This window comes from Massilia sp. S19_KUP03_FR1, assembly GCF_036688685.1.
GTDB lineage: Bacteria > Pseudomonadota > Gammaproteobacteria > Burkholderiales > Burkholderiaceae_D > JALYUM01.
This window is the reverse complement of sequence record NZ_JAQQPS010000014.1, coordinates 152,328-171,679: the sequence shown is the minus strand read 5'-3', so window position 1 is coordinate 171,679 and position 19,352 is coordinate 152,328. Positions and strand designations below refer to the sequence as shown.

General features: G+C 62.4%; 19 protein-coding genes and 1 pseudogene. 6 read left to right on the top strand and 14 right to left on the bottom strand.

Annotation, left to right across the window (positions count from 1 at the left end; translation table 11 throughout):
• The 3 genes and pseudogenes from V6M87_RS17050 to V6M87_RS17040 all read left to right on the top strand — a co-directional run.
• A pseudogene (locus V6M87_RS17050) lies at positions 1-777 on the top strand (T6SS effector phospholipase Tle3 domain-containing protein); the annotation flags it as partial.
• 13 nt (positions 778-790) lie between these two features.
• Positions 791-2,263, top strand: coding sequence for a hypothetical protein (locus V6M87_RS17045; protein ID WP_332877842.1), 1,473 nt, complete (start codon positions 791-793; stop codon positions 2,261-2,263).
• Between the two features lie 21 nt (positions 2,264-2,284).
• Positions 2,285-2,548, top strand: coding sequence for a PAAR domain-containing protein (locus V6M87_RS17040; RefSeq protein ID WP_332877841.1), 264 nt, complete (start codon positions 2,285-2,287; stop codon positions 2,546-2,548).
• A gap of 8 nt (positions 2,549-2,556) precedes the next feature.
• Here V6M87_RS17040 and V6M87_RS17035 read toward each other — a convergent pair whose 3' ends face one another.
• From V6M87_RS17035 to V6M87_RS17000, 8 genes are all read right to left on the bottom strand, one after another.
• Positions 2,557-3,516: a hypothetical protein gene (locus tag V6M87_RS17035; RefSeq protein WP_332877840.1), complete on the bottom strand. Its 960-nt coding sequence runs from the start codon at positions 3,514-3,516 to the stop codon at positions 2,557-2,559.
• Positions 3,517-3,597: 81 nt separating this feature from the next.
• Positions 3,598-3,951 (bottom strand): ribosome hibernation-promoting factor, HPF/YfiA family, encoded by a 354-nt coding sequence (gene hpf, locus V6M87_RS17030; RefSeq protein WP_332877839.1) that lies wholly within the window; start codon positions 3,949-3,951, stop codon positions 3,598-3,600.
• A 64-nt stretch (positions 3,952-4,015) separates the two neighbouring features.
• Positions 4,016-5,506 carry an RNA polymerase factor sigma-54 gene (locus tag V6M87_RS17025; RefSeq protein ID WP_332877838.1) on the bottom strand — a complete coding sequence of 497 codons (1,491 nt, stop codon included), beginning with the start codon at positions 5,504-5,506 and terminating at the stop codon, positions 4,016-4,018.
• Positions 5,507-5,509: 3 nt separating this feature from the next.
• Positions 5,510-6,265, bottom strand: a complete 756-nt coding sequence (lptB, locus tag V6M87_RS17020) for an LPS export ABC transporter ATP-binding protein (protein WP_332877837.1) — start codon at positions 6,263-6,265, stop codon at positions 5,510-5,512.
• Positions 6,265-6,855, bottom strand: a complete 591-nt coding sequence (gene lptA, locus V6M87_RS17015; protein ID WP_332877836.1) for a lipopolysaccharide transport periplasmic protein LptA — start codon at positions 6,853-6,855, stop codon at positions 6,265-6,267. Before lptA ends, lptB begins: the two co-directional genes overlap by 1 nt.
• A 48-nt stretch (positions 6,856-6,903) precedes the next feature.
• Positions 6,904-7,515, bottom strand: coding sequence for an LPS export ABC transporter periplasmic protein LptC (lptC, locus tag V6M87_RS17010; RefSeq protein WP_332877835.1), 612 nt, complete (start codon positions 7,513-7,515; stop codon positions 6,904-6,906).
• A gap of 15 nt (positions 7,516-7,530) precedes the next feature.
• Positions 7,531-8,070 (bottom strand): KdsC family phosphatase, encoded by a 540-nt coding sequence (locus V6M87_RS17005; protein ID WP_442920605.1) that lies wholly within the window; start codon positions 8,068-8,070, stop codon positions 7,531-7,533.
• On the bottom strand, positions 8,070-9,092 hold the full coding sequence (locus V6M87_RS17000; RefSeq protein ID WP_332877834.1) for a KpsF/GutQ family sugar-phosphate isomerase: 1,023 nt from the start codon (positions 9,090-9,092) through the stop codon (positions 8,070-8,072). The genes V6M87_RS17005 and V6M87_RS17000 overlap by 1 nt, the downstream gene beginning before the upstream one ends.
• 95 nt (positions 9,093-9,187) lie before the next feature.
• On the opposite strand from V6M87_RS17000, the gene V6M87_RS16995 reads away from it, so the two are divergent.
• On the top strand, positions 9,188-11,164 hold the full coding sequence (locus V6M87_RS16995; protein ID WP_332877833.1) for a monovalent cation:proton antiporter-2 (CPA2) family protein: 1,977 nt from the start codon (positions 9,188-9,190) through the stop codon (positions 11,162-11,164).
• Between the two features lie 89 nt (positions 11,165-11,253).
• Here V6M87_RS16995 and V6M87_RS16990 read toward each other — a convergent pair whose 3' ends face one another.
• Together V6M87_RS16990 and V6M87_RS16985 are read right to left on the bottom strand one after the other, a co-directional pair.
• Complete coding sequence (locus V6M87_RS16990) at positions 11,254-12,366, bottom strand: GGDEF domain-containing protein (protein WP_332877832.1); 1,113 nt, start codon at positions 12,364-12,366, stop codon at positions 11,254-11,256.
• A gap of 125 nt (positions 12,367-12,491) precedes the next feature.
• The gene (locus tag V6M87_RS16985) at positions 12,492-13,337 is read right to left on the bottom strand and encodes an MOSC domain-containing protein (RefSeq protein ID WP_332877831.1); all 846 of its coding nucleotides are present in this window, start codon (positions 13,335-13,337) and stop codon (positions 12,492-12,494) included.
• A 153-nt stretch (positions 13,338-13,490) separates the two neighbouring features.
• On the opposite strand from V6M87_RS16985, the gene V6M87_RS16980 reads away from it, so the two are divergent.
• A complete protein-coding gene (locus V6M87_RS16980; protein ID WP_332877830.1) occupies positions 13,491-13,829 on the top strand; it encodes a hypothetical protein in 339 nt (112 codons plus the stop codon).
• 62 nt (positions 13,830-13,891) lie between these two features.
• Here the strand turns inward: V6M87_RS16980 and ychF are convergent, their stop codons facing one another.
• Both ychF and V6M87_RS16970 read right to left on the bottom strand, forming a co-directional pair.
• Positions 13,892-14,983 carry a redox-regulated ATPase YchF gene (gene ychF / locus V6M87_RS16975; RefSeq protein ID WP_332877829.1) on the bottom strand — a complete coding sequence of 364 codons (1,092 nt, stop codon included), beginning with the start codon at positions 14,981-14,983 and terminating at the stop codon, positions 13,892-13,894.
• 134 nt (positions 14,984-15,117) lie between these two features.
• Positions 15,118-15,570, bottom strand: coding sequence for a fasciclin domain-containing protein (locus V6M87_RS16970; protein WP_332877828.1), 453 nt, complete (start codon positions 15,568-15,570; stop codon positions 15,118-15,120).
• Positions 15,571-15,761: 191 nt separating this feature from the next.
• Here V6M87_RS16970 and V6M87_RS16965 point away from each other — a divergent pair, with 191 nt between their 5' ends.
• Positions 15,762-16,697: a MerR family transcriptional regulator gene (locus V6M87_RS16965; RefSeq protein WP_332877827.1), complete on the top strand. Its 936-nt coding sequence runs from the start codon at positions 15,762-15,764 to the stop codon at positions 16,695-16,697.
• Here V6M87_RS16965 and V6M87_RS16960 read toward each other — a convergent pair.
• Together V6M87_RS16960 and V6M87_RS16955 are read right to left on the bottom strand one after the other, a co-directional pair.
• Positions 16,694-17,794, bottom strand: coding sequence for a patatin-like phospholipase family protein (locus V6M87_RS16960; RefSeq protein ID WP_332877826.1), 1,101 nt, complete (start codon positions 17,792-17,794; stop codon positions 16,694-16,696). The genes V6M87_RS16965 and V6M87_RS16960 overlap by 4 nt on opposite strands.
• A 127-nt stretch (positions 17,795-17,921) precedes the next feature.
• Positions 17,922-19,343 (bottom strand): serine hydrolase, encoded by a 1,422-nt coding sequence (locus V6M87_RS16955; protein ID WP_332877825.1) that lies wholly within the window; start codon positions 19,341-19,343, stop codon positions 17,922-17,924.
• Positions 19,344-19,352: the final 9 nt, after the last annotated feature.

Genomic DNA, 19,352 nt, shown 5'->3' with positions numbered 1-19,352 from the left:
GCGCCGATCATGTATGTCGTCACCGGCATGGCCAGCGTGCGTATCAACGCCCTGCCGCCAAACGACTGGACCACGCCGCTGGCCGCGCCCGAACTGCCTGAAGCATTCGTGCCGCAAGCGATGCGCTTCGGCCAGGCTAGCAGCGCTTTCGACCAGGGCATGGACGCCCCCGGAGAAGCGCGCGACAAGGCGCGCCAGCGGGAAGCCGGCGATCCGTATGCAGGCGATCGCAAGGTACCGAATCACGCGACCAAAGAAGCGAAGTTGAAAGGCACCGACGCCGCCGCCGGCGATGTTGCCAGTGAAGCCGCGCTGCGCTACGAGCATCACGCCATGTTGCGCATGGATGCGAAGCGCGAGGGTCTCTACAAAAACACGGACAAGGTGACCGAAGAAGACTCGCCTGCGAGCGCCAGCGCAAAGTATACGGCGTGGCGGAACGACAAGATCAGGGACGCGCTGGCCGACAACATCGACACACACGCAACCGATCACTCGACCATCATGACCAACGGCATGCACGCGCAGAAGGCGCTGGCGTATGACGTGGCCATTGGTGTTTGCCGCGTAAAACAAGAAGATCTAGCCACACTTCGCAGGATCGCCGACTGGCGTTATTTAAAAGGCATGGATATTGAAATCACTAGTGTAGATTTCGCCGAATATTTCTTGAAGGGGCAGTTCCGAAAATTATCTGCAATCGATTGGGCCAACAAAACGGACGAAGGCAGTATGCCCTCCAAAATCATTAACAAACGTGAAATTTTTTCAAAATGAGAGGCAAATATCCATGACCATCTTTATTCGAACGTGGGGGCGGCGCACGGCCTGCAGCATCCTTGTACTTGTTATGCTTTTCTCACTCACGGCATATTGGAGCTATCGTAGCGAAGCCGACGGCACACGCAGGCTAACTAATGGGGAACTGAACATGCGACTTTTTGCGCTTCCGGCACTCGGGGCCGGAATTGCTCTGGTGGTGACGACCCTACTGGCAGCGAATTCCACCAAAGCAGTGCCCGCTGTTTCCACCACGCCCCAGCCAGTTCGAAAGCTGCACATGGCTCAGGTCGTGGGCTTGCAATGGCTGAATCCCCTTCAGCGACGCGATTACCCTACCGAATGGCAATTGCTATGGACTATGGGGCTGATCGGCCCGAATAAAGATGACGACAAAGTAATATCGAACCCAAAAAAATATAGCTCTTTGCAAGCAATATCCTATATAGCGGATGGAAACAATGGGAAAGCAAGCTTCAAGTATTACCACTATCAATATATCGAACAAATAACCAATTTATTCCGAGACATCTATTTCAGCGATTCCGACTATTTCTATAATGCACATTCATTGAAGGATAAAGCCACTTGGCGGGAGCTTGCCGGCATCCACGTGGAATATGCTCTTCCTGACGGGAAGCTTGATCAAGTCGATGCTGCTGCCGTTACGCGCGATAGCATCATCGACAGCTTTGATATCGGAAGCAAAAGCTTCCCGAATTCCTGGACCCGAAGCACCCCACCTGACGTGCGCATCAAGATGGGAGGACCGAACGCCGGTTTTACCTCGCTCGCGGCAGGCCTCGACTATCTGCAACTGCACCCTGACGAAACGGTCTGGGTAATGAACTGGGACGCCCCTAGTCACCCCAAGGATGCGCAAATCAACGAGAACATGGTCCTGCTCGTCCTGGCCGGCCAAGACTATAAAACTGACCGCGCATCACTGGCATGGCTGCCCTACCCCGCCGTCAGAAAAGCCAGCGCATTCGAGGCAAGCGACAACGGCCAGTCACGCCCCCTGCAAGTCTGGAAAGCCGCGCTCGACAAGGCCGCCGCGAACGCCGGCATCCAGAAAACCTCGATCGGCTTCGTCATCCACGACGCTGCCAACCTGCACCGCGACTCGTCCGACCGCCTTGCCGTGCTGGCCCGCACCATGACCGAAGAAGTCCCCGAACTCGACTTCATGAAGCAGACCTTCAATACCCCCGCCCTGCTTGGCGAAATGGGGGCAGGCACGGCCCTCACGAATCTCGCGCTGGCGATTGCCTACGCTAACCACTTCGGCAAGAACGTGCTGGTGGCCGGCACCACCGACCAGGAGGAGCTTACCGCCACGGTCGTGCTGCCGCCGCCCGTCGTGCGGCCGATCGTGCCCGGCGCACCCTGGTTCCGCGCCCGGGGCGGCAACCATGCCTATTTGCCGTGGTGGGGCTTGCGCCATGATGCACCGCGCTACCCGCAAGGTTTTTCGCAGTGACCCACCACGAAAGGACATGCCATGCGTCGCGTGATTCGATTGAACGATCCAACCAGCCATGGCGGCAAGGTCGTCGCCGCCGCGCCTAATACGACCGCGATGGGCGTTGCAGTGGCGCGCAAGGGCGACCGCTGCTTTTGTCCGATGAAAGGCCATGAAGTATGTGTGATCGCCGAGGGCGATCCGCATGTCCTGATCGACGGCGTACCGGTTGCGTTCGAGGGCCACGCCACGAGCTGTGGCGCGACGCTGATGTCAACCGTGCCGAAGAGCGGCTGCGGCTGAGCGCAGAATCAAAAAAGGTGCACATCAGGCGCCGTGATCAGGAAACGCTGCCCGACATAGTCGAAGGTGATCGCTTGATCCTGGAAAGGCACCATGCCGATCGTGCCGAACAGGCTCGAGCCCCCAAATGCCGGCTGCTTGTCAATCGTGCAGAACGATGCCCCGGTACCGGTACCTAGCCCAATCGGCCCGATATGGAACGCAGCGCGGATCGGTGCCGTGCGACAGAGCATCGGATGATTCCACGACATCGTTGTTACCGCCACCGCATCGCGTGCGCCGGCTGGCCCTACCAGCGCCAGCCAATCAGGTTCGTGAAACACAATCAATTGTGCAGGCGCGCTGCCGGTGTCGACGATCAGGGAAACGCGGCGCCGGTCAGCGAGCGTGACTTCGATGAGCGGGACCTGCCCATGCCCTTCCTCACTGGTCGTCATCGTGAAGGGCACGCTATTCGCATCCGTTGCGACGAGCGCAGCGGCGCCTTCGATAAAGCGAAAGCGGGCATGGCGCAAGTCCAGCGTCAGATTACCGTTCGCGAACAGATCGTTGCCGATGGTGCCCACCAGGGGGCCGACATCGGTCAAACGGCATCCGGTTTCCCGGTGGGCTGCATCGTCGGGGTAGATCAGGTTGAAGGTACGCCGTCCCAGCATGGCACCGACGCCGAACTGGCCGATCACGAGCTGCCCGGCGTTCGCGGCGTAACGCACTGGCAAGCCCGAGCGATACAACCGGCTGGTGCCTACCGCTGTGTCGAGCTGCATGCTGCACGCGTTACCGTCGAGTGTGACCGGCAGGACGATGGCGACTCTGTCTGTCACGAAACCCGGCTGCGCCTTGATCGCCCAATTGAAAGGATACCAATCGCTCGCCGCCGCGGCAGCAGTGAGCCACGTGAGTGCCAGTATCGGCACGCAGCATCGAAGCAAGCACATCATCATCGAATCAACCTTCTTGTTGAGCATGTTCTTTCGATGATAATTTATAAGTTACCAGAAAGCAAAAAAGGCGCCCATGAGGCGCCTTCCCTGTTCAGTTGGTATGCATTACACCGGGACGGCAACGCCCCCTTCAGTCAGGTGTTTGATGGCCTGATGGTCATGCTCGTGTACTTTTTCCTTGTATTTCATGACCTGGCGGTCGAGCCGGTCGATGAGCGCATCGACGGCGGCGTACAGGTCGTGCGAAAGGCTTTCGACGTGCAGCAATTTGCCGGACATTCGAAGATTGATTTCTGCTTTTTGTCGTTTGTCTTTTTCCGTCAGATTGTCGACGGTGAGGATCACGGCGATGTCGATCACTTGATCGAAGTGGCGGCGAATGCGTTCCAGTTTGGCCTGGACATATTCGCGAATGGCGGGGGTTACTTCAAGATGATGTCCACTGATGGTGAGATTCATACATAAACTCCTTTGAAGAAATGCCACGCTCGGTGCCGTACGCGATGCGCGCCGGTCGAACGCCTTACATGGACTTGCGCAAGGTAACAGGAGGGATCTTTAATGCTTCACGGTATTTCGCGACCGTGCGGCGCGCGATGACCATCCCCTGTTCCCCCAGCATGTCCGCGATCTTGCTATCAGAAAGTGGATTTTTAGGGTCTTCTGCTCCTGTGAGTTGCACAATCAATGCCCGGATCGCCGTCGAGGATGCTTCTCCTCCCGCATCGGTGGCGACGTGGCTGCCAAAAAAGTACTTCAGCTCAAACATGCCGTGTGGGGTCAGCATGAATTTCTGGGTGGTGACACGTGAGATCGTGCTCTCGTGCAGACCTAGTGTATCAGCAATCTCCCGAAGAACAAGTGGCCGCATGGCAACAGCACCGTGCGAAAAGAAATTCTTTTGGCGCTCCACGATGGCCTCGGAAACGCGCAGGATCGTGTCGAAACGCTGGCGCATGTTCTTGATCAGCCACTTCGCTTCCTGCAGTTGCGCGCCCATCTGGGCTTCGCTCTTGCCCTGCTTGAGCAAGGCGGCATAGGCGCTGTTCACGCGCAGGCGCGGCATCACGTCCTGGTTGAGCATGCACACCCACGCGCCCTTGACCCGCTTGACCACCACGTCGGGCACGACGAAGTCCGACACGTTCGACGCAAACACGTTGCCGGGGTGCGGATTGCAGGCGCGGATGACCACTTGGGCCTCGCGCAAATCTTCATCGTCGCAATCGAGTGCTTTTTTCAGCTTGGTGGTTTCGCGCTGGGCGAACCAGGTCAGGTGATTTTCGACGATGGCCAGCGCCATGCGCCGCGTAACCATCGGGATGCCCGCCATGCGCCGGATCTGCAGCGCCAGGCATTCGGACGCATCGCGTGCACCCACGCCGACGGGATCGAAACTCTGCACCAGCGACAGCGCCGTTTTCAGTTCATCGAGATCGATCTCAAGTTCTTCCGGCAGGCGCGCGTGGATGTCGTCCAGCGACTCCTCCAGGTAGCCATTGTCGTCCAGTCCATCGACCAGGATTTCGACCAGCGCGCGGTCGCGCTGCGACAGCACCGCCAGGCGCGCCTGCTCCATCAGGTGCTCGCGCAGCGTGGTGCCGGACGCTTCGATCTGGGGGCGCGATTCTTCGTCGTCGCTGCCCTTGGCGCGGCTGCTGTCGCTCCAGTCAGTGTCGCCGTCGTGGCTGACCTGCGCTTCTTCGCCGCTGCCGCCGCCCTCTTCTCCGCCACCTTCGGCCGCGCCTTCAGCAGGCGCCGGCGCATCCTGGCTGCCTGGCGCGGGAGGGGCTTCGCTCTGCGCGCCTGGTGCGTTGATGGCGCCGTCGCCCAGCAGCCGCACGGAGCGGTCGAGCGGGTCGTCGAGGCGCTCCAACAGCGGGTTGTCGGACAGGGCCTGCTCCAGCTCCTGGTGCAGCTCGAGCGTCGAAAGCTGCAACAGCCGGATCGACTGCTGCAACTGCGGCGTGAGCGCCAGGTGCTGCGAGGTCCGAAGCTGGAGTGATTGTTTCATCCCTTACATCCGGAAGTGTTCGCCGAGGTACACGCGCCGCACCGACTCGTCCGCGATAATATCGTCGGGACGGCCGGAGGCCAGCACCGCACCCTGGTTGATGATGTAGGCGCGGTCGCAGATGCCGAGCGTTTCGCGCACGTTGTGGTCGGTGATCAAGACGCCGATGCCACGCTCTTTCAGGAAGCGCACAATGCGCTGGATCTCGATCACGGCAATCGGGTCGACCCCGGCGAACGGTTCGTCGAGCAGCACGAAGCGCGGATTGGTGGCCAGCGCGCGCGCAATTTCAACGCGCCGCCGTTCACCGCCGGACAGCGACATGGCCTGGTTCTCGCGCAGTTTTTCGATCTGCAGGTCGGCCAGCAAGGTGTCGAGGCGATCGTTGATCTGGGCCTTCGACAGCGCCTTGCCGTCCACGGTCTGCAGTTCGAGCACGGCGCGGATATTGTCTTCGACGGTCAGCTTGCGAAACACCGACGCTTCCTGCGGCAGATAGGACAAGCCCATGACGGCGCGCCGGTGAATCGGCAGGCTGGAGATGTCGACGCCGTTGATTTCGATGGCGCCGGCGTCCGACGGCACCAGGCCGACGATCATGTAGAACGACGTGGTTTTGCCGGCGCCGTTCGGGCCCAGCAAACCAACCACTTCGCCGCATTTGACCTGCAGCGACACGTCGCGTACCACCAAACGTTTGCCATAACTCTTCTGCAGCCCCCGCACGATCAGGGTGCTGCCGCTGTCAATTTCCGCCATTATTTCTTACCCGCTGGGGCTGGGGCTGGGGCTGGGGCTGGGGCCGCAGCTGCGGCGGCCGCCGTTTTACGGGGTGCCAGGATCAGCGTGCCGCGGCCTTTGCCGACACGGCTCTCGCCACTGACGTCATTGCGCACCAGCGCGACTTCCTTGCGGCTGTCGTAGGAAATGAATTCGCCATCGACCTGGTTCGACAGGCGCGTGCCTTCCAGGTTTTTCACGGTCGCGTTGTTAAACAGCTTGGCCATCTCGGTGCGCTCGTCGTATTCGATGCGCTGGGCCTGCCCCTCCACCCACAGGTCCGGGCCGCCGTCCTTCTTCTGGCGGAATGTGGCCATCTTGCCCGGCACGGTGGTGAGCGTGACGCTCATGTAACCGTCGGCCGACGCCTGCAGCACGGCCTTTTCCGATTTCATGATCAGCGTGCCGCGCGTGAGGATCACGTTGCCGGTCAGGATGCGGGTCTGCGTCACTTCGTCGACGTCGGCCGAATCGAAGTCGATCACGGCCTGTTTCAGCGAGTCGGCCTTTTCGGCGCTGGCATGGAAGGCAAGCAGCGACAGCACGGCGGCGGCGAAGATTTTTTTCATGGGAATCAATCCTGGTTCAAAGGGCATGTGTCGGTTTTTATCGTTGAATTATTTTGGCGTCCGCGGCTGCGACACGATCTGGCCCTGGCTGACCACGTGCAGCTTCTGCGTTGCATTATTGGCCAGCATGCCGACGCCCGTCAGCCTGGACGTGCCGAGCAGGATCTCGACCGGTTGATCGGTCTTGACGATTTCATCGTCCGGCAAGGCGCTCAGCGCCTGACTGTGAATCTGCAGCGCCTGCGTCTTGCCAGAGGCGGGGCGCAGCACTTCCACGTCGCCCTTCATGTCGACCTGGTTCTGCTCATGCAGCACCTGCGCCGTTTTGGACGTGACGGTCATGCTCGGACGGCCGGGAGTCATGCTGCGCATCACCGGCTTGTCGATGTCAGAGACATCGGTATCGGGCCGGTGCGACAGCCTGGCGCCGGAAAGCACGTAGTGCGGCAGGCCGGCGGGCGACATGCGCACGTAGCTGAAGTTTTCGACGATGTAATCGGGCTCGCTCGATTTCACGTCGACGTTCTGTTCGCCCTGGTCCTGCGTCACCTGCACCAGCCAGAAGCTGCCCAGCGCCAGGAACACAGCGCCCAGCATCAGACCGATCAGGGGCCAGCGGTGCGCGGTGCGCTTGGAATGACTTTTTTGGCTGTTGGGCATGGGCTCAGTAACCAATCACGCGTAATAAGGCGCAAGCGCCGCATCATACGTGCCCTGGGCGCGCATCACGAGATCGCACACTTCGCGCACGGCGCCGCGGCCGCCGGCCGCGCGCGTGACGTAGTGGACGCGATGCTGCACGTCCGCATGACCGCTCGGCACGGCCACCGCAAAGCCGACCTTGGTGAGCAGCGGCAGGTCGATGACGTCGTCGCCGATGTAGCCGCATTCATCGGCCGTGACGCCGGTCGCCTCGAGCAGCTGGGCAAAGGCGACGCGCTTGTCGTGGATGCCCTGGTAGACGTGGGCGATGCCGAGATCGGCGGCGCGTTTCACCACGATGACCGATTTGCGCGCGCTGATGATGGCCGTGACGACCCCGGTTTTGGCCAGCAGCTGGATACCCAGGCCGTCAAGGACAAAAAAGGTCTTGCTCACTTCGCCGTCGGCGCTATAGGTCAGGCTGCCGTCGGTGAGCACGCCGTCGACGTCGAAGATCATGACTTTGATGCGTTTCGCGCGCTCGATGTGAGCAAGTGGAGGGGTCGACATCATCAGATCACCTTTGCACGGGTCAGGTCGTGGATATGCAGGGCACCGACCAGCACGCCGGCGGTATCGACCACCAGCATCTGGTTGATGCGGAATTCTTCCATGATGGCCACCGCGTCGACCGCCAGCTGCTCGGCCTGCACGCTGCGCGGGTTGGCGTGCATGACATCGCGCATGACGATGCTGGAAAAATCGTGGTCGCCGGCGATCAAGCGGCGCAGGTCGCCGTCGGTGAATACGCCGAGGGGGCGCTGGTCGGCGTCGACCACGGCCGTCATGCCCATGCCCTTCTGGCTGATTTCGACCAGCGCTTCGAGCAAGGGCGTATCCGGCGCGACCATCGGCAAGGCAGCGCCGCTGCGCATCACGTCGCGCACGTGGGTCAGCAGGCGCCGGCCCAGCGCGCCGCCCGGGTGCGAGCGGGCGAAGTCAGACTCCTTGAAACCGCGCGCGTCGAGCAGCGCCATGGCGATGGCGTCGCCCAGCGCCAGCGTGACGGTGGTGCTGGCGGTGGGGGCCAGGTTCATCGGGCAGGCTTCCTTGGCCACGAACACGTTCAAGTGCACATCGGCCAGCAGCGCCAGGCTCGATTGCGGCTTGCCGGTCATGGCAATCAGGGGCGCGCCCATGCGCTTGACCATCGGCAGGATTTCCATCAGCTCGGCCGACTCGCCCGAATACGACAGGGCGATGACGACGTCGTGCGGCGTGATCATGCCCAGGTCGCCGTGCGCGGCTTCGGCCGGATGGACGAACATGGCCGGGGTGCCGGTGGAAGCGAGCGTGGCGGCGATCTTGCGCGCGATGTGCCCGGACTTGCCGATGCCGGACACCACGACGCGGCCGCTGCACGCATACAACAGCGCAACGGCGCGCGCCACGCTGTCGTCCTGGTCGAGGCGGGCGTCGAGCGCACGAATGGCGTCGCCTTCAATAACCAGGGTTTCGCGCGCCAGCATCAAGGCGCGGCGCGCCTGCTCGGCGTCGAAACTTTTCAGCATTATTTTTCCATCGGTTACACTCATCGTGCCAGTATAAACGAATTGCGAAAGCAAAAAACCTGCCAGTGATTTTCTGGCCTCGAGACTGTGCATTCCTCTTCATTTTTCGCGCAGGGCACATGGTTTCAGGACTCGAACTAACCCTTCTTCTGTTAGGCAGCGCGGTACTCGGGGTGGTGGCGTTCCGGATGTTGCACCTGCCGCCGATGCTCGGCTACCTGGCCGTCGGCGTCCTCATTGGCCCGCATGCGCTGGGCCTGGCCGAAGAAAACCACACCACCAGCGCGCTGGCCGAGTTCGGCGTGGTGTTCCTGATGTTTTCGATCGGTCTGGAATTCTCGCTGGCCCAGTTGCGCGCGATGCGCCGCATCGTGTTCGGCCTGGGGCTGGCGCAGGTGGTGCTGACCATCGCCGCCGCCTTGCTGTTCGGCTGGGCCATCAACCGCTTTTCGCCGTTTGTCATCAGCTGGCAGGCCGCGTTCGCGCTGGGCGGTGCGCTGGCCATGTCGTCCACCGCCATCGTCTCCAAAATGCTGACCGAACGGCTGGAACTGGAAAGCCAGCACGGGCGACGCAGCATCGGCATCCTGCTGTTCCAGGATCTGGCCGTGGTCCCCTTGATCATCATGATTCCGGCGCTGGCGCAGAGCCCGGAAAAGCTGGCGGCGACGCTTGGCTGGGCCGCGCTGAAAGCCACGCTGGTGCTGGTGCTGCTGCTGTTTTTCGGCCAGAAGCTGATGCGCAAATGGTTCACCATCGTGGTCAAGCGCAAGTCGCAGGAATTGTTCATGCTGAACCTGCTGCTGGTGACGCTGGGCGCGGCCTGGATCACCGAGCACGCCGGCCTGTCGATGGCGCTGGGTGCCTTTGTCGCCGGCATGCTGATCTCCGAGACCCAATACAAACACCAGGTGGAAGAAGACATCAAGCCGTTCCGCGACGTGCTGCTCGGGCTGTTTTTCATTACCGTGGGCATGCTGCTCAATGTCGAACTGGTGCTGCAGAACTGGGCGCTGGTGCTACTCCTTTTGACCGTGCCGGTGATGTTCAAGTTCGCCATGATCGCGCTGCTGGCCAAGGCTTTCGGTTCATCGACCGGCGTGTCGGTGCGCACCGGACTGGCGCTGGCGCAGGCCGGCGAATTCGGCTTCGTGCTGCTCAACCTGGTGTCGAACGCGAAGCTGATCGACCCGTTCATCATCCAGCTGGTGCTCGCCTCAATGGTGCTGTCGATGCTGCTCGCGCCGCTCCTGATCGCCAATTCCGACCGCATCGTGATGAAGATCGCGTCGAACGAATGGATGATGGCGTCGCTGCAGCTGACGCAAATTGCCAGCCGCACGATGGCCGCGCAAAAGCACGTGATCATCGCCGGCTTCGGGCGCAGCGGGCAAAGCCTGGCGACCCTGCTGGCCGAAGAAAAGCTGGCATACTATGCGCTCGACCTGGATCCGGAACGGGTGCAGGAAGCGCAGGCAGCGGGCAAGAATGTCTCGTACGGCGACGCCGCGCGGCGCGAAAGCCTGATCGCGGCCGGCATCAACCGCGCCAGTGCGATGGTGGTGTCGTTCGCCGATACGCACGCCGCTTTAAAAGTGCTGCACCTGGTGCACGAGCTGGCGCCAAGCTTGCCGGTGATCGTGCGCAGCCATGACGACACCGACCTCGATGTCCTCAAAAAGGCCGGGGCCACCGAGGTGGTGCCGGAAGCGCTGGAGGGCAGCCTGATGCTGGCCTCGCACGCGCTGGTAATGATGGGCGTGCCGCTGCGGCGCGTGGTGCACCGCGTGCAAAGCGCGCGCGACGAACGCTACGCGTCGCTGCGCGGTTACTTTCACGGCGCCAGCGACGCCAGCGACGAGCCGGATCATTTGCTGCGGCTGCATTCGGTCACCTTGCCGGACGGGGCGGCATCGATCGGAAAGCGCTTGCAGGACCTGGAACTGGCCGAGGTGGGGGCCGAGGTGACCACCCTCAGGCGCGGGCGCGCGCGCGTAGAAGTGACGCCGGCGCTGGTGTTCGAGGCGGGGGATGTGGTGGTGCTCAGGGGGGCTGCGGATGCGGTGACGCGGGCGGAAGGGCGGCTGCTGCAATAGCCTGGTTTGCGGTTTCTGACACGGGTTATGGGCCGCGGCTTCGCCGGGGCCCATGCTGAGCGTCAAAACACCGTGAAGATGGCGCCCTGTCAGCCCACAGCGTGAGCCAAAGTGCGCTCCACACTGGTCACGACCCGATTTCGTCCACCCTCCTTGGCCCGGTACAGTGCCGCATCGGCCTGCGCCACCAACTGCTGCGCCACGCCTTCGATCGCATGGTCGCGCTCGAAGTCTTCCAGCGTCGCCACGCCTATCGACACCGACACATCGATCGCCTTCCCGCCCGATAAACTGAACGGCGTATTGGCCACGCTGGCGCGAATGCGCTGGGCGACCATGCAGGCACTGTCCAGATCGGCGTCGATCAGCAGCACCACGAATTCTTCGCCGCCAAAGCGCGCCAGCGCATCGGACAGGCGCAGTTCGGCCTTGATGCGCCCGGCCACGTCGCGCAGGACTTCGTCGCCGGCCAGGTGGCCGATGCTGTCGTTGACGTTTTTAAAGTGGTCGATATCGATGTACATGCACGAGATGCGGTAGCCCTGCCGGCGCGCGCGCGCGACCTCTTCGATCAGGCGGCGGTCGATGTAACGGCGGTTGTAGACGCCCGTGAGGGAATCGGTCAGACCGATATATTTCAGCATCTCGTTGCTGATCACGTTTTCCAGGCAGATGGCGATGATCGACGCCATGTGCTCGATGAAGTCGGTGCCCAGCGCCGGCGTGAAGCGTTCGACGTCGCGGCTGCCCAGGTTCAGGCTGCCAATGATGCGCTTGTTGCGCACCAGCGGCACCAGCGCCACGCTGGCCAGGTTCGCAGGCGCGTGCAGGAACATGGGCTGGTGCGCCGCCGCATCGAAGCCTTCCAGGCGCGGCTGGACGCCATCGAAGCCCAGCTCGGCGACGTCGTCGCAAAAGTGCAGCCCGGGCAGGTCGTCGAACTCGACGCCGAGGCGCCCCATGACGGTGAAGATATCGGCATTCGGGTCGAGCAGCGACAGCGTCACCACGTCCAGGTCGGCAATGACCGGCAATTGCCCGAGGATGGTGCCGACCAGTTCCGGAAAGCTGCCGGCGCCGACGATTTCCAGGTCGAAGGCCTGGTGCCGGCACATGATGGCGTGGTTGCGCTGCGCCTGTTCAAGCAGCCAGGCCATGCGCGCGCGCAGGTCGTCGTTTTCGGCCGCTAATTGACTGTCCATTCCGTCCGGTGCATGCATCCTGACTCCTCTTCGCATCTAACCCCGAACATTACGCGAAGTTCACCCGAATGAAAACGAAAATTGATGCGCATCGGATGATAGGTGGCCGTTCCAACAACATCTAGCTAAAAGGCCAGTTCGGCCTCGAGTTCCTGCCCTACACAGAGCTCAGCGCCCTCCCCCTCCGTCACGATGCAATTCATCCCGAAACAGATGGCCCCATCCATGCGCGCGTTGGCGCGGTAGGTTCCCAGGATGTCGAGCAGGTCCGGCCCCGGCATACCGCTGGCCTGGTCGATCGATGGAATCGGGCAGCGCGAGCACGGTTTGACCGGCGCGATCAGCGCGCCACCGACTTTGAATGTGGCCGTGTAGTCTTCCTCGAACGGGTCGATGCCGTCGATGACGAGATTGGCGCGGAAGCGGTTCATTGGCACGGCATCGCGCCCGGCCGCGCGCAGGCGCGCGTTCAGGTCGGCCAGGGACGCGTCACCAATGGCCAGCAGCGGATAGCCATCGGCAAAGCGTGTTGCGGCAGCCACGCCCCCGGTCCACTTGGTGCTGGTGCTGCGCACGACGTTTTCGCGGAAGCGCACCAGCCGGCACGGCGTGCCGATCACCTGCGTGAACCAGGCCGCGGCCACGTCGCCGCAATCGGTGGCAATCACGTGGTCGTCCCATACCGCCACCAGGCACGTCGCGTCCTCGGGCAGATGGCGCCGTTCCAGCGGCAAGGCCGCCATGTCCGGAAACGTCACGCTGACCAAACCGTCGCGCACCTGCGGCTTGATGCGCGCCATGCGCGAGAATTCGCGTTGGGTTAGGAATTGCCCGCTCGGGTCGACCACCATCCACTCGCGGTCGCCCACGCCCTTGTAAACCAGGCCAGCCGTGGTCAGCGTGGCGTGCTCGACGGACAGGCCGGCGCAGGATTTGATGGGATAGATGACTAACTGGGAAATGGTCGGCATGGGGGAGAACGTGAAAAGTGGCGATCAACGCAGTATCGCATTGGATGCCCAGGTAAATGTATCCGATGTATCCAAAGGTTTCAGTTCCGATCAGCAACAAATTGGCAATGTACTATCCGGCCCATACCAAAACATTGTTCGAGAGAGTTTCCGATGCCCCGCCACTATTTCCATGTCCCGCCGCCATATTCCAACCTGATCGGGCGCGTCACGCTGTGCGCCTTGCTGCTGGCTGGCGGTAGTGGAATTGCGTGGGACGTCTTCACGGTGCCGCAGTCCGAGATGGGCGGCATCAATCAACAACTGCTGGCCGCGAATGACGCTTTGGCGACGCGCGCGGTGACCACCCGGGCAGTGATTCGCCAGGACAGCGCAGCGGCCGTCGCGCTGACGCCGTCGGATGCTGCCAAAGATCCGGAGGCTGATGCTGCCGCAGAGACCACGGTCGTATTTGGATCGGAAAAAGCGTTCGCATCCGTCGCCGTCGACTGAGCCAAGCGCGCGCCCATAAAAAAACCCCGCAAAATGCGGGGTTTTTTTATGGGCAGCGAAACTCAGACGTTGAACAGGAAGTTCAACACGTCGCCATCCTTGACCACATATTCCTTGCCCTCGGCGCGCATCTTGCCCGCTTCCTTGGCGCCGGACTCACCCTTGAAATTGATGAAGTCGTCGTAGGCGATGGTCTGCGCGCGAATGAAGCCGCGCTCGAAATCGGTGTGGATCACGCCGGCCGCTTGCGGCGCGGTGTCGCCCACATGGATGGTCCAGGCGCGCACTTCCTTGACGCCGGCCGTGAAGTAGGTCTGCAGGCCCAGCAGCTTATACGCCGCGCGGATCAACCGGTCCAGACCCGGCTCTTGCATGCCCATATCGGACAGGAAGGCGACCTTGTCTTCGTCTTCGAGGTCGGAGATTTCCGATTCGATCGACGCGCAGATGGCCACGATCGGCGCGTTCTGCTCTTTCGCGTAGGCGGTCAACTGGTCCAGCAGCGGGTTGTTCGTGAAGCCGGTGTCGGAAACGTTGGCCACGAACATGGCAGGCTTTGCCGTGATCAGGCACAGCGTCTTGATCATGTCCATTTCGTCGGCGTCCAGGCCCATGGTGCGCACTGGCTTACCCTGGTCCAGGTGCGGCATCAGGCGTTCGCAGATGGCGACCAGTTTGGCGGCATCCTTGTCGCCGGAGCGGGATTTCTTGTTTTCGCGGTGGATCGCTTTTTCGACGGCAGCCATGTCGGCCAGCGCCAGCTCAGTCTGGATGACTTCGATGTCGTCCAGCGGGCTGACCTTGCCGGCCACGTGGATCACATTGTCGTCTTCGAAGCAGCGCACCACGTTGATGATGGCGTCAGTTTCGCGGATGTGCGACAGGAACTGGTTGCCCAGGCCCTCGCCCTTCGACGCGCCCGCCACCAGGCCGGCGATGTCGACGAACTCGACGATGGCGTTGACCATGCGCTCGGGTTTCACGATGACGGACAGGGCGTCCATGCGTGGGTCCGGCACTTCGACCACGCCGACGTTCGGCTCGATCGTGCAGAAGGGGTAGTTTTCGGCCGGAATGCCGGCCTTGGTCAAAGCGTTGAATAAGGTGGACTTGCCGACGTTAGGCAGGCCGACGATGCCGCATTGCAGACTCATGGGGAAACTTTCATTCGATGTGGACGCGGAGCGCGCACACACGGCTGCCCCGAAACCCCATATTGTAACCCCGTTCGGTGCGACGAAAAAAAACCGGCGTCGAACAGCACGCCGGTCAACCACTGGCAAGCGGCTTATTTTGGCATCAGCACGGTATCGATCACGTGGATGATGCCGTTGTCGGCGACGATGTCGGTTTTGGTGACGGTGGCCTTGTCGACCATGACTTTCTTGCCTTTGACGGCCACGGTCAGGCTGCTGCCCTGCACGGTTGGTACGGCGCCTGGCTTGACGTCGGCAGCCATCACTTTGCCGGCGACCACGTGGTACGTCAGCACCTTGGTCAACGCGGCCTTGTCTTTCAGCAGTGCGTCCAGCTTGGCTTTTGGAATCTTGGCAAATGCGGCGTCAGTTGGTGCGAACACGGTGAACGGGCCCGGGCCTTTCAGCGTGGCGGTCAGGCCGGCCGCTTCGACGGCTGCGACGAGGGTGTTGAAACCGGCGCCCTTGGCGGTATCGACGATATCGGCGGCGTGGACAACACCGAAGGACAGCGCCATGGCGGCAGCGGCAAAGATCTTTTTCATATTTAACTCCTGATGGACTACATGAATGAATCCGGGCGGTTCGATCTTGTCCGGGACGACACAATGTAGTTCAGTAATGCGACAACGTCTATTGTGTGAACCGGTATAATGGACTTTTGATGGTTCACTATCGGGTCAACATGAATAGCCAAATAAATATCGAAACTGCAATTTCCCAGAATGACAGCGCCATGCCAACCAGGCGCGTGGTGACCTATCGCAGCGGTGTGGCGGCACGCCTGGCTGGCCTGTCGGTGGAGACCCTGCGCGTCTGGGAGCGCCGCTATAACCTGTCGGACACGAGCCGCTCCGCCCATGGACAACGCCTGTACACGCATGAACAGGTGCGTCACCTCGGCCTGCTGAAACAACTGGTCGACCAGGGTCACGCGATCGGCGTGCTGGCGGGCCTGGGCGCCGAGCAGCTCAACGACCTGCTCGAGCCGGCGGCACCGACCGACGGCGCCGACATGGCGGCTACCGTCGCACTGGTCGGCGAGCACCTGATCCAGCGTATCGCCTCGTCCGGCACAAATGCGCTGCATATTGCCGGCAGCAGTCGCCGGCTCGAGGACGCGCTCACGAAACTGGCCGGGGTGCGCGCCGATCTGTTGCTCATTGAACTGGCTGAACTGGACACGAATGCCATCGCGATGATTGCCGCGGTGCGCCAGGCCGTGGCGCCCAGCGCCGTCGTCGTGCTGTACCGTTTCTGCGCCAGCGCCACCATCCGCGAGCTGCGCGACCTCGGCTGCCTGGTGTCGCGCGTGCCGCCGGAACTGGGCGAGCTGGTCATGCTGTGCCGCGCGGCACTGGGTGGCCAGCGCCTGAAAGTGCGTCCGGCCGACGTCGCACCGGCGGCGCCGCGGTTCAACGAGCAGGACCTGGCACGCATCACCAGCGCGGCCAACACCCTGATCAGCTGCGAATGTCCGCGTCACCTGGCAGACATCCTGATGACGATTGGCAGTTTCGAGCGCTACAGCACGAAGTGCGCCTCGCGCAACAACAAAGATGCACAACTGCACCGGGATCTGGAAGTTGCCGCGGGTCGCGCCCGGGTCATTCTTGAATTGGCCCTGGAACGGCTGGCCATGGCCGAAGGCTTGCCGCTGCCAGGCAATTAAAGCGGCAGGATGCGCTCTGGATCGGGCTGTGCCACGAAGGCGGCCAGCGCGTCGCGCAGGCGCGCGCCCTCCCCGATCGCCTGCGCCCAGGCGCGCGCGCGGGCGTCATGGTCGAGTCCGTAGTGCTGGAAGTCGCTGCGGTCGGGCAGCCTGGTGCGCGGCAGCGTGGCCAGGAACGCCGGCGTGGGCGAGACAATCAACACATTGTCGAGCCAGGCGCGCTGGGGACCGCGCGCCACGCGGCGCCACGGCATTGCCTTGTCGAACCAGCCGGGCACCACGTGCTCGTTGAAGTGCGGGTACAGCACGATTTCGCTACCGGACACGGCGCGCTGGTACGGCAAGGCCAGGTGATAGTCGATCAGGCCGCCGTCCCAGTAATGCCCGTGCGGTGCACCCGCGATGCCGGTCACCGCCGGCATCAACAGCGGCAAGGTGCCGGACGCCAGCAACGCTGCCTGCAGGCTCGCGGAGGTGAGCGGCGCCCTGTGGGTGGTGAAGGCATCGAAGCCGGGCGCCAGCCAGGCGGCGCCGGCGCGCGCATCCGCCAGCACCACCCGTTCGAGCACGTGGCGCAGGCGCGCCCGGCCGGTTGCATTGCGCAGCGCCGCGTTGACAAATCCGGCCAGCTCGGCGCGGCGGTGCAGTGGTGCGGCCAGGGCGCCGCGGCCGCGTGCAGCCACCACGTGCAGGCGGTGATGCGGGTGGCGCAGGATGTCTTCTTCGTGGCCCTGGACAAAATCGTGCAGCAGGCGCTTCACGACCACGCCGATCTCGGACTGGGTGGGCTTGGTGCTCAGATAGCGCTGGCAGGCATACGCCTGCCCCAGCCGGGCAAAGGCGGCGACCGGGTCGCGCTGGCACGCTGCTGCCATGCGCCAGGCGCCGATGGATGAACCGATCAGGATGCGTTCGCGCGGCGCGGACGGCAGCCAGTCGCCAAACAGCCATTGGTCGAGTGCCTGGAAAATCAGGCCTTTCGGACCGCCCGCCGCGGCAGGGATCACGGCCACGTCGCTGGCGCGCAAGCCCTCGGCGCGGATGCGGGCCAGCGCGGCCGGGCCGGCGTGAAATTGGAGTGCGTGTGTTTCGCTCATGCGCCATTATCGCAAGAGTCGCGCCTTATGCCCTGCTCGTAACACAGCGCGTCGATCGGATGCAGATCGCGGCCTTGGCCGGAGCAAGGAAGGCGGTACAGGGCGTAACGAATCAGTTCACGCGCAATCAGGTCTTTGGCGTATCAAGCTTCGCCAGCGCCTGCCTGGCCTTGTCGAACGTGGGATCGAGCGCCAGCGACTGCCTATAGCTCGCGCGTGCCTTGGCCTTGTCGCCAAGCTGCTCGTAGGCCATGCCTTTGCGCCACCAGGCACCAGCGGGAGGCGCCACCTGGACTGCAGCGTCAAAATGCAGGTAGCGGTCCAGCAGTGCTATCGCCTCGGTGGCTTCATAGCCGCCGTCGATGCGGGTCCTTGCCGCTTGATAGACTGACGGTGCATGGCCCGGATTGCGGTCATACAGCTTGGCGGCGCCGCGCAGGTCGCCGCGCATCACCAGATCGAGAGCTAACATCATGTCGGAATCGGCCTGCACGGCCAGTTGCACCGGTTTGCCGTACAGGAGAGCCTCGATCTTTTCAGCAACGTCGCTCGCGCCCATGCCCGTGTTGGAAAGGACGATGACCGTATAGCCGCTGTCCTGGTAGCGGCGGAACACCGCATTGATGCCGGGCGCGCCGCCACTATGGCCGATGACGGTATCGCCGAAGGCGCTCGTGCGCTGCCAGCCGAAAGCATATTCCTTGTCCGGTCCCACAGGGGTCCACATGGCTGCCTTGCTCGCTTCGGACAACAGCACCGTTCGCTTGAGCGCCTGATCGAAGCGCAGCATATCCCGAGTGGTCGTGCGCATGCCGCCATCAGACGACGGCGGCGGTACTGAAGCCACGTTGGAGCTTATGCTGCCATCGCCGTTGCGGGTATAGCCGATCGAGCGATTAGGCAGTGGCTCGTCTTCCAGGGTGAGGGAACTGTCAGTCATGCCGGCAGGCTTGAAGATGTGGTCGCGCAGGTAGTCGCGGTAGGACTGGCCACTGGTCTTTTCGATGACGGCGCCGAGCAGCACCATGCCCGAATTCGAGTACTGGAATCGGCTGCCGGCCGCAAAGCTGGGAGGCTGGTCGTAAATTAGGGGCAGCAAGGCGTCAATGGTGCGCAGCTTGCCCTTGCTCGCGGCGAAGTCCTTGTGCGCCATGTAGTTGCCGGTGCCGGCAGAGTGGTTCAGCAAGTGGGCGACGGTGATCGTGTCCTTCTCCGCGTAAGGGATATTGGGCAGGAAGCGCGATATCGGGTCGCTTGGTTTGAGTTTGCCTGCTTCGGCCAGCTGCATGATGGACACTGCGGTGAAGGTTTTGCCGATGGAGCCGATGTTAAAGCGCGTGTTGGCGCGGTTTGGCACATTGGTCTCGCGATTGGCCAGGCCCACGGCCGCTTCGTAAACGGGCTTGCCGTCATGCGCCACCAGCACCGTGCCAGCGAATATGCCGACCTTACCGTAGCTTTGTACGATGGCATCGAGGTCGCGCTCGATATTGTCAGCCTTTGCAGCGGTACCGACCATCAAGAGACAGGCAAGCAAAACTCGAAACATATTGTTCTC

Bases quoted from the DNA above. Each gene is read 5' to 3' on its own strand.
- V6M87_RS17045 (WP_332877842.1), top strand. From the start codon at position 791: ATGACCATCTTTATTCGAACGTGGGGGCGGCGCACGGCCTGCAGCATC.
- V6M87_RS17040 (WP_332877841.1), top strand. From the start codon at position 2,285: ATGCGTCGCGTGATTCGATTGAACGATCCAACCAGCCATGGCGGCAAG.
- V6M87_RS17035 (WP_332877840.1), bottom strand. From the start codon at position 3,516: ATGCTCAACAAGAAGGTTGATTCGATGATGATGTGCTTGCTTCGATGC.
- hpf (WP_332877839.1), bottom strand. From the start codon at position 3,951: ATGAATCTCACCATCAGTGGACATCATCTTGAAGTAACCCCCGCCATT.
- V6M87_RS17025 (WP_332877838.1), bottom strand. From the start codon at position 5,506: ATGAAACAATCACTCCAGCTTCGGACCTCGCAGCACCTGGCGCTCACG.
- lptB (WP_332877837.1), bottom strand. From the start codon at position 6,265: ATGGCGGAAATTGACAGCGGCAGCACCCTGATCGTGCGGGGGCTGCAG.
- lptA (WP_332877836.1), bottom strand. From the start codon at position 6,855: ATGAAAAAAATCTTCGCCGCCGCCGTGCTGTCGCTGCTTGCCTTCCAT.
- lptC (WP_332877835.1), bottom strand. From the start codon at position 7,515: ATGCCCAACAGCCAAAAAAGTCATTCCAAGCGCACCGCGCACCGCTGG.
- V6M87_RS17005 (WP_442920605.1), bottom strand. From the start codon at position 8,070: ATGATGTCGACCCCTCCACTTGCTCACATCGAGCGCGCGAAACGCATC.
- V6M87_RS17000 (WP_332877834.1), bottom strand. From the start codon at position 9,092: ATGAGTGTAACCGATGGAAAAATAATGCTGAAAAGTTTCGACGCCGAG.
- V6M87_RS16995 (WP_332877833.1), top strand. From the start codon at position 9,188: ATGGTTTCAGGACTCGAACTAACCCTTCTTCTGTTAGGCAGCGCGGTA.
- V6M87_RS16990 (WP_332877832.1), bottom strand. From the start codon at position 12,366: ATGGACAGTCAATTAGCGGCCGAAAACGACGACCTGCGCGCGCGCATG.
- V6M87_RS16985 (WP_332877831.1), bottom strand. From the start codon at position 13,337: ATGCCGACCATTTCCCAGTTAGTCATCTATCCCATCAAATCCTGCGCC.
- V6M87_RS16980 (WP_332877830.1), top strand. From the start codon at position 13,491: ATGCCCCGCCACTATTTCCATGTCCCGCCGCCATATTCCAACCTGATC.
- ychF (WP_332877829.1), bottom strand. From the start codon at position 14,983: ATGAGTCTGCAATGCGGCATCGTCGGCCTGCCTAACGTCGGCAAGTCC.
- V6M87_RS16970 (WP_332877828.1), bottom strand. From the start codon at position 15,570: ATGAAAAAGATCTTTGCCGCTGCCGCCATGGCGCTGTCCTTCGGTGTT.
- V6M87_RS16965 (WP_332877827.1), top strand. From the start codon at position 15,762: ATGCCAACCAGGCGCGTGGTGACCTATCGCAGCGGTGTGGCGGCACGC.
- V6M87_RS16960 (WP_332877826.1), bottom strand. From the start codon at position 17,794: ATGAGCGAAACACACGCACTCCAATTTCACGCCGGCCCGGCCGCGCTG.
- V6M87_RS16955 (WP_332877825.1), bottom strand. From the start codon at position 19,343: ATGTTTCGAGTTTTGCTTGCCTGTCTCTTGATGGTCGGTACCGCTGCA.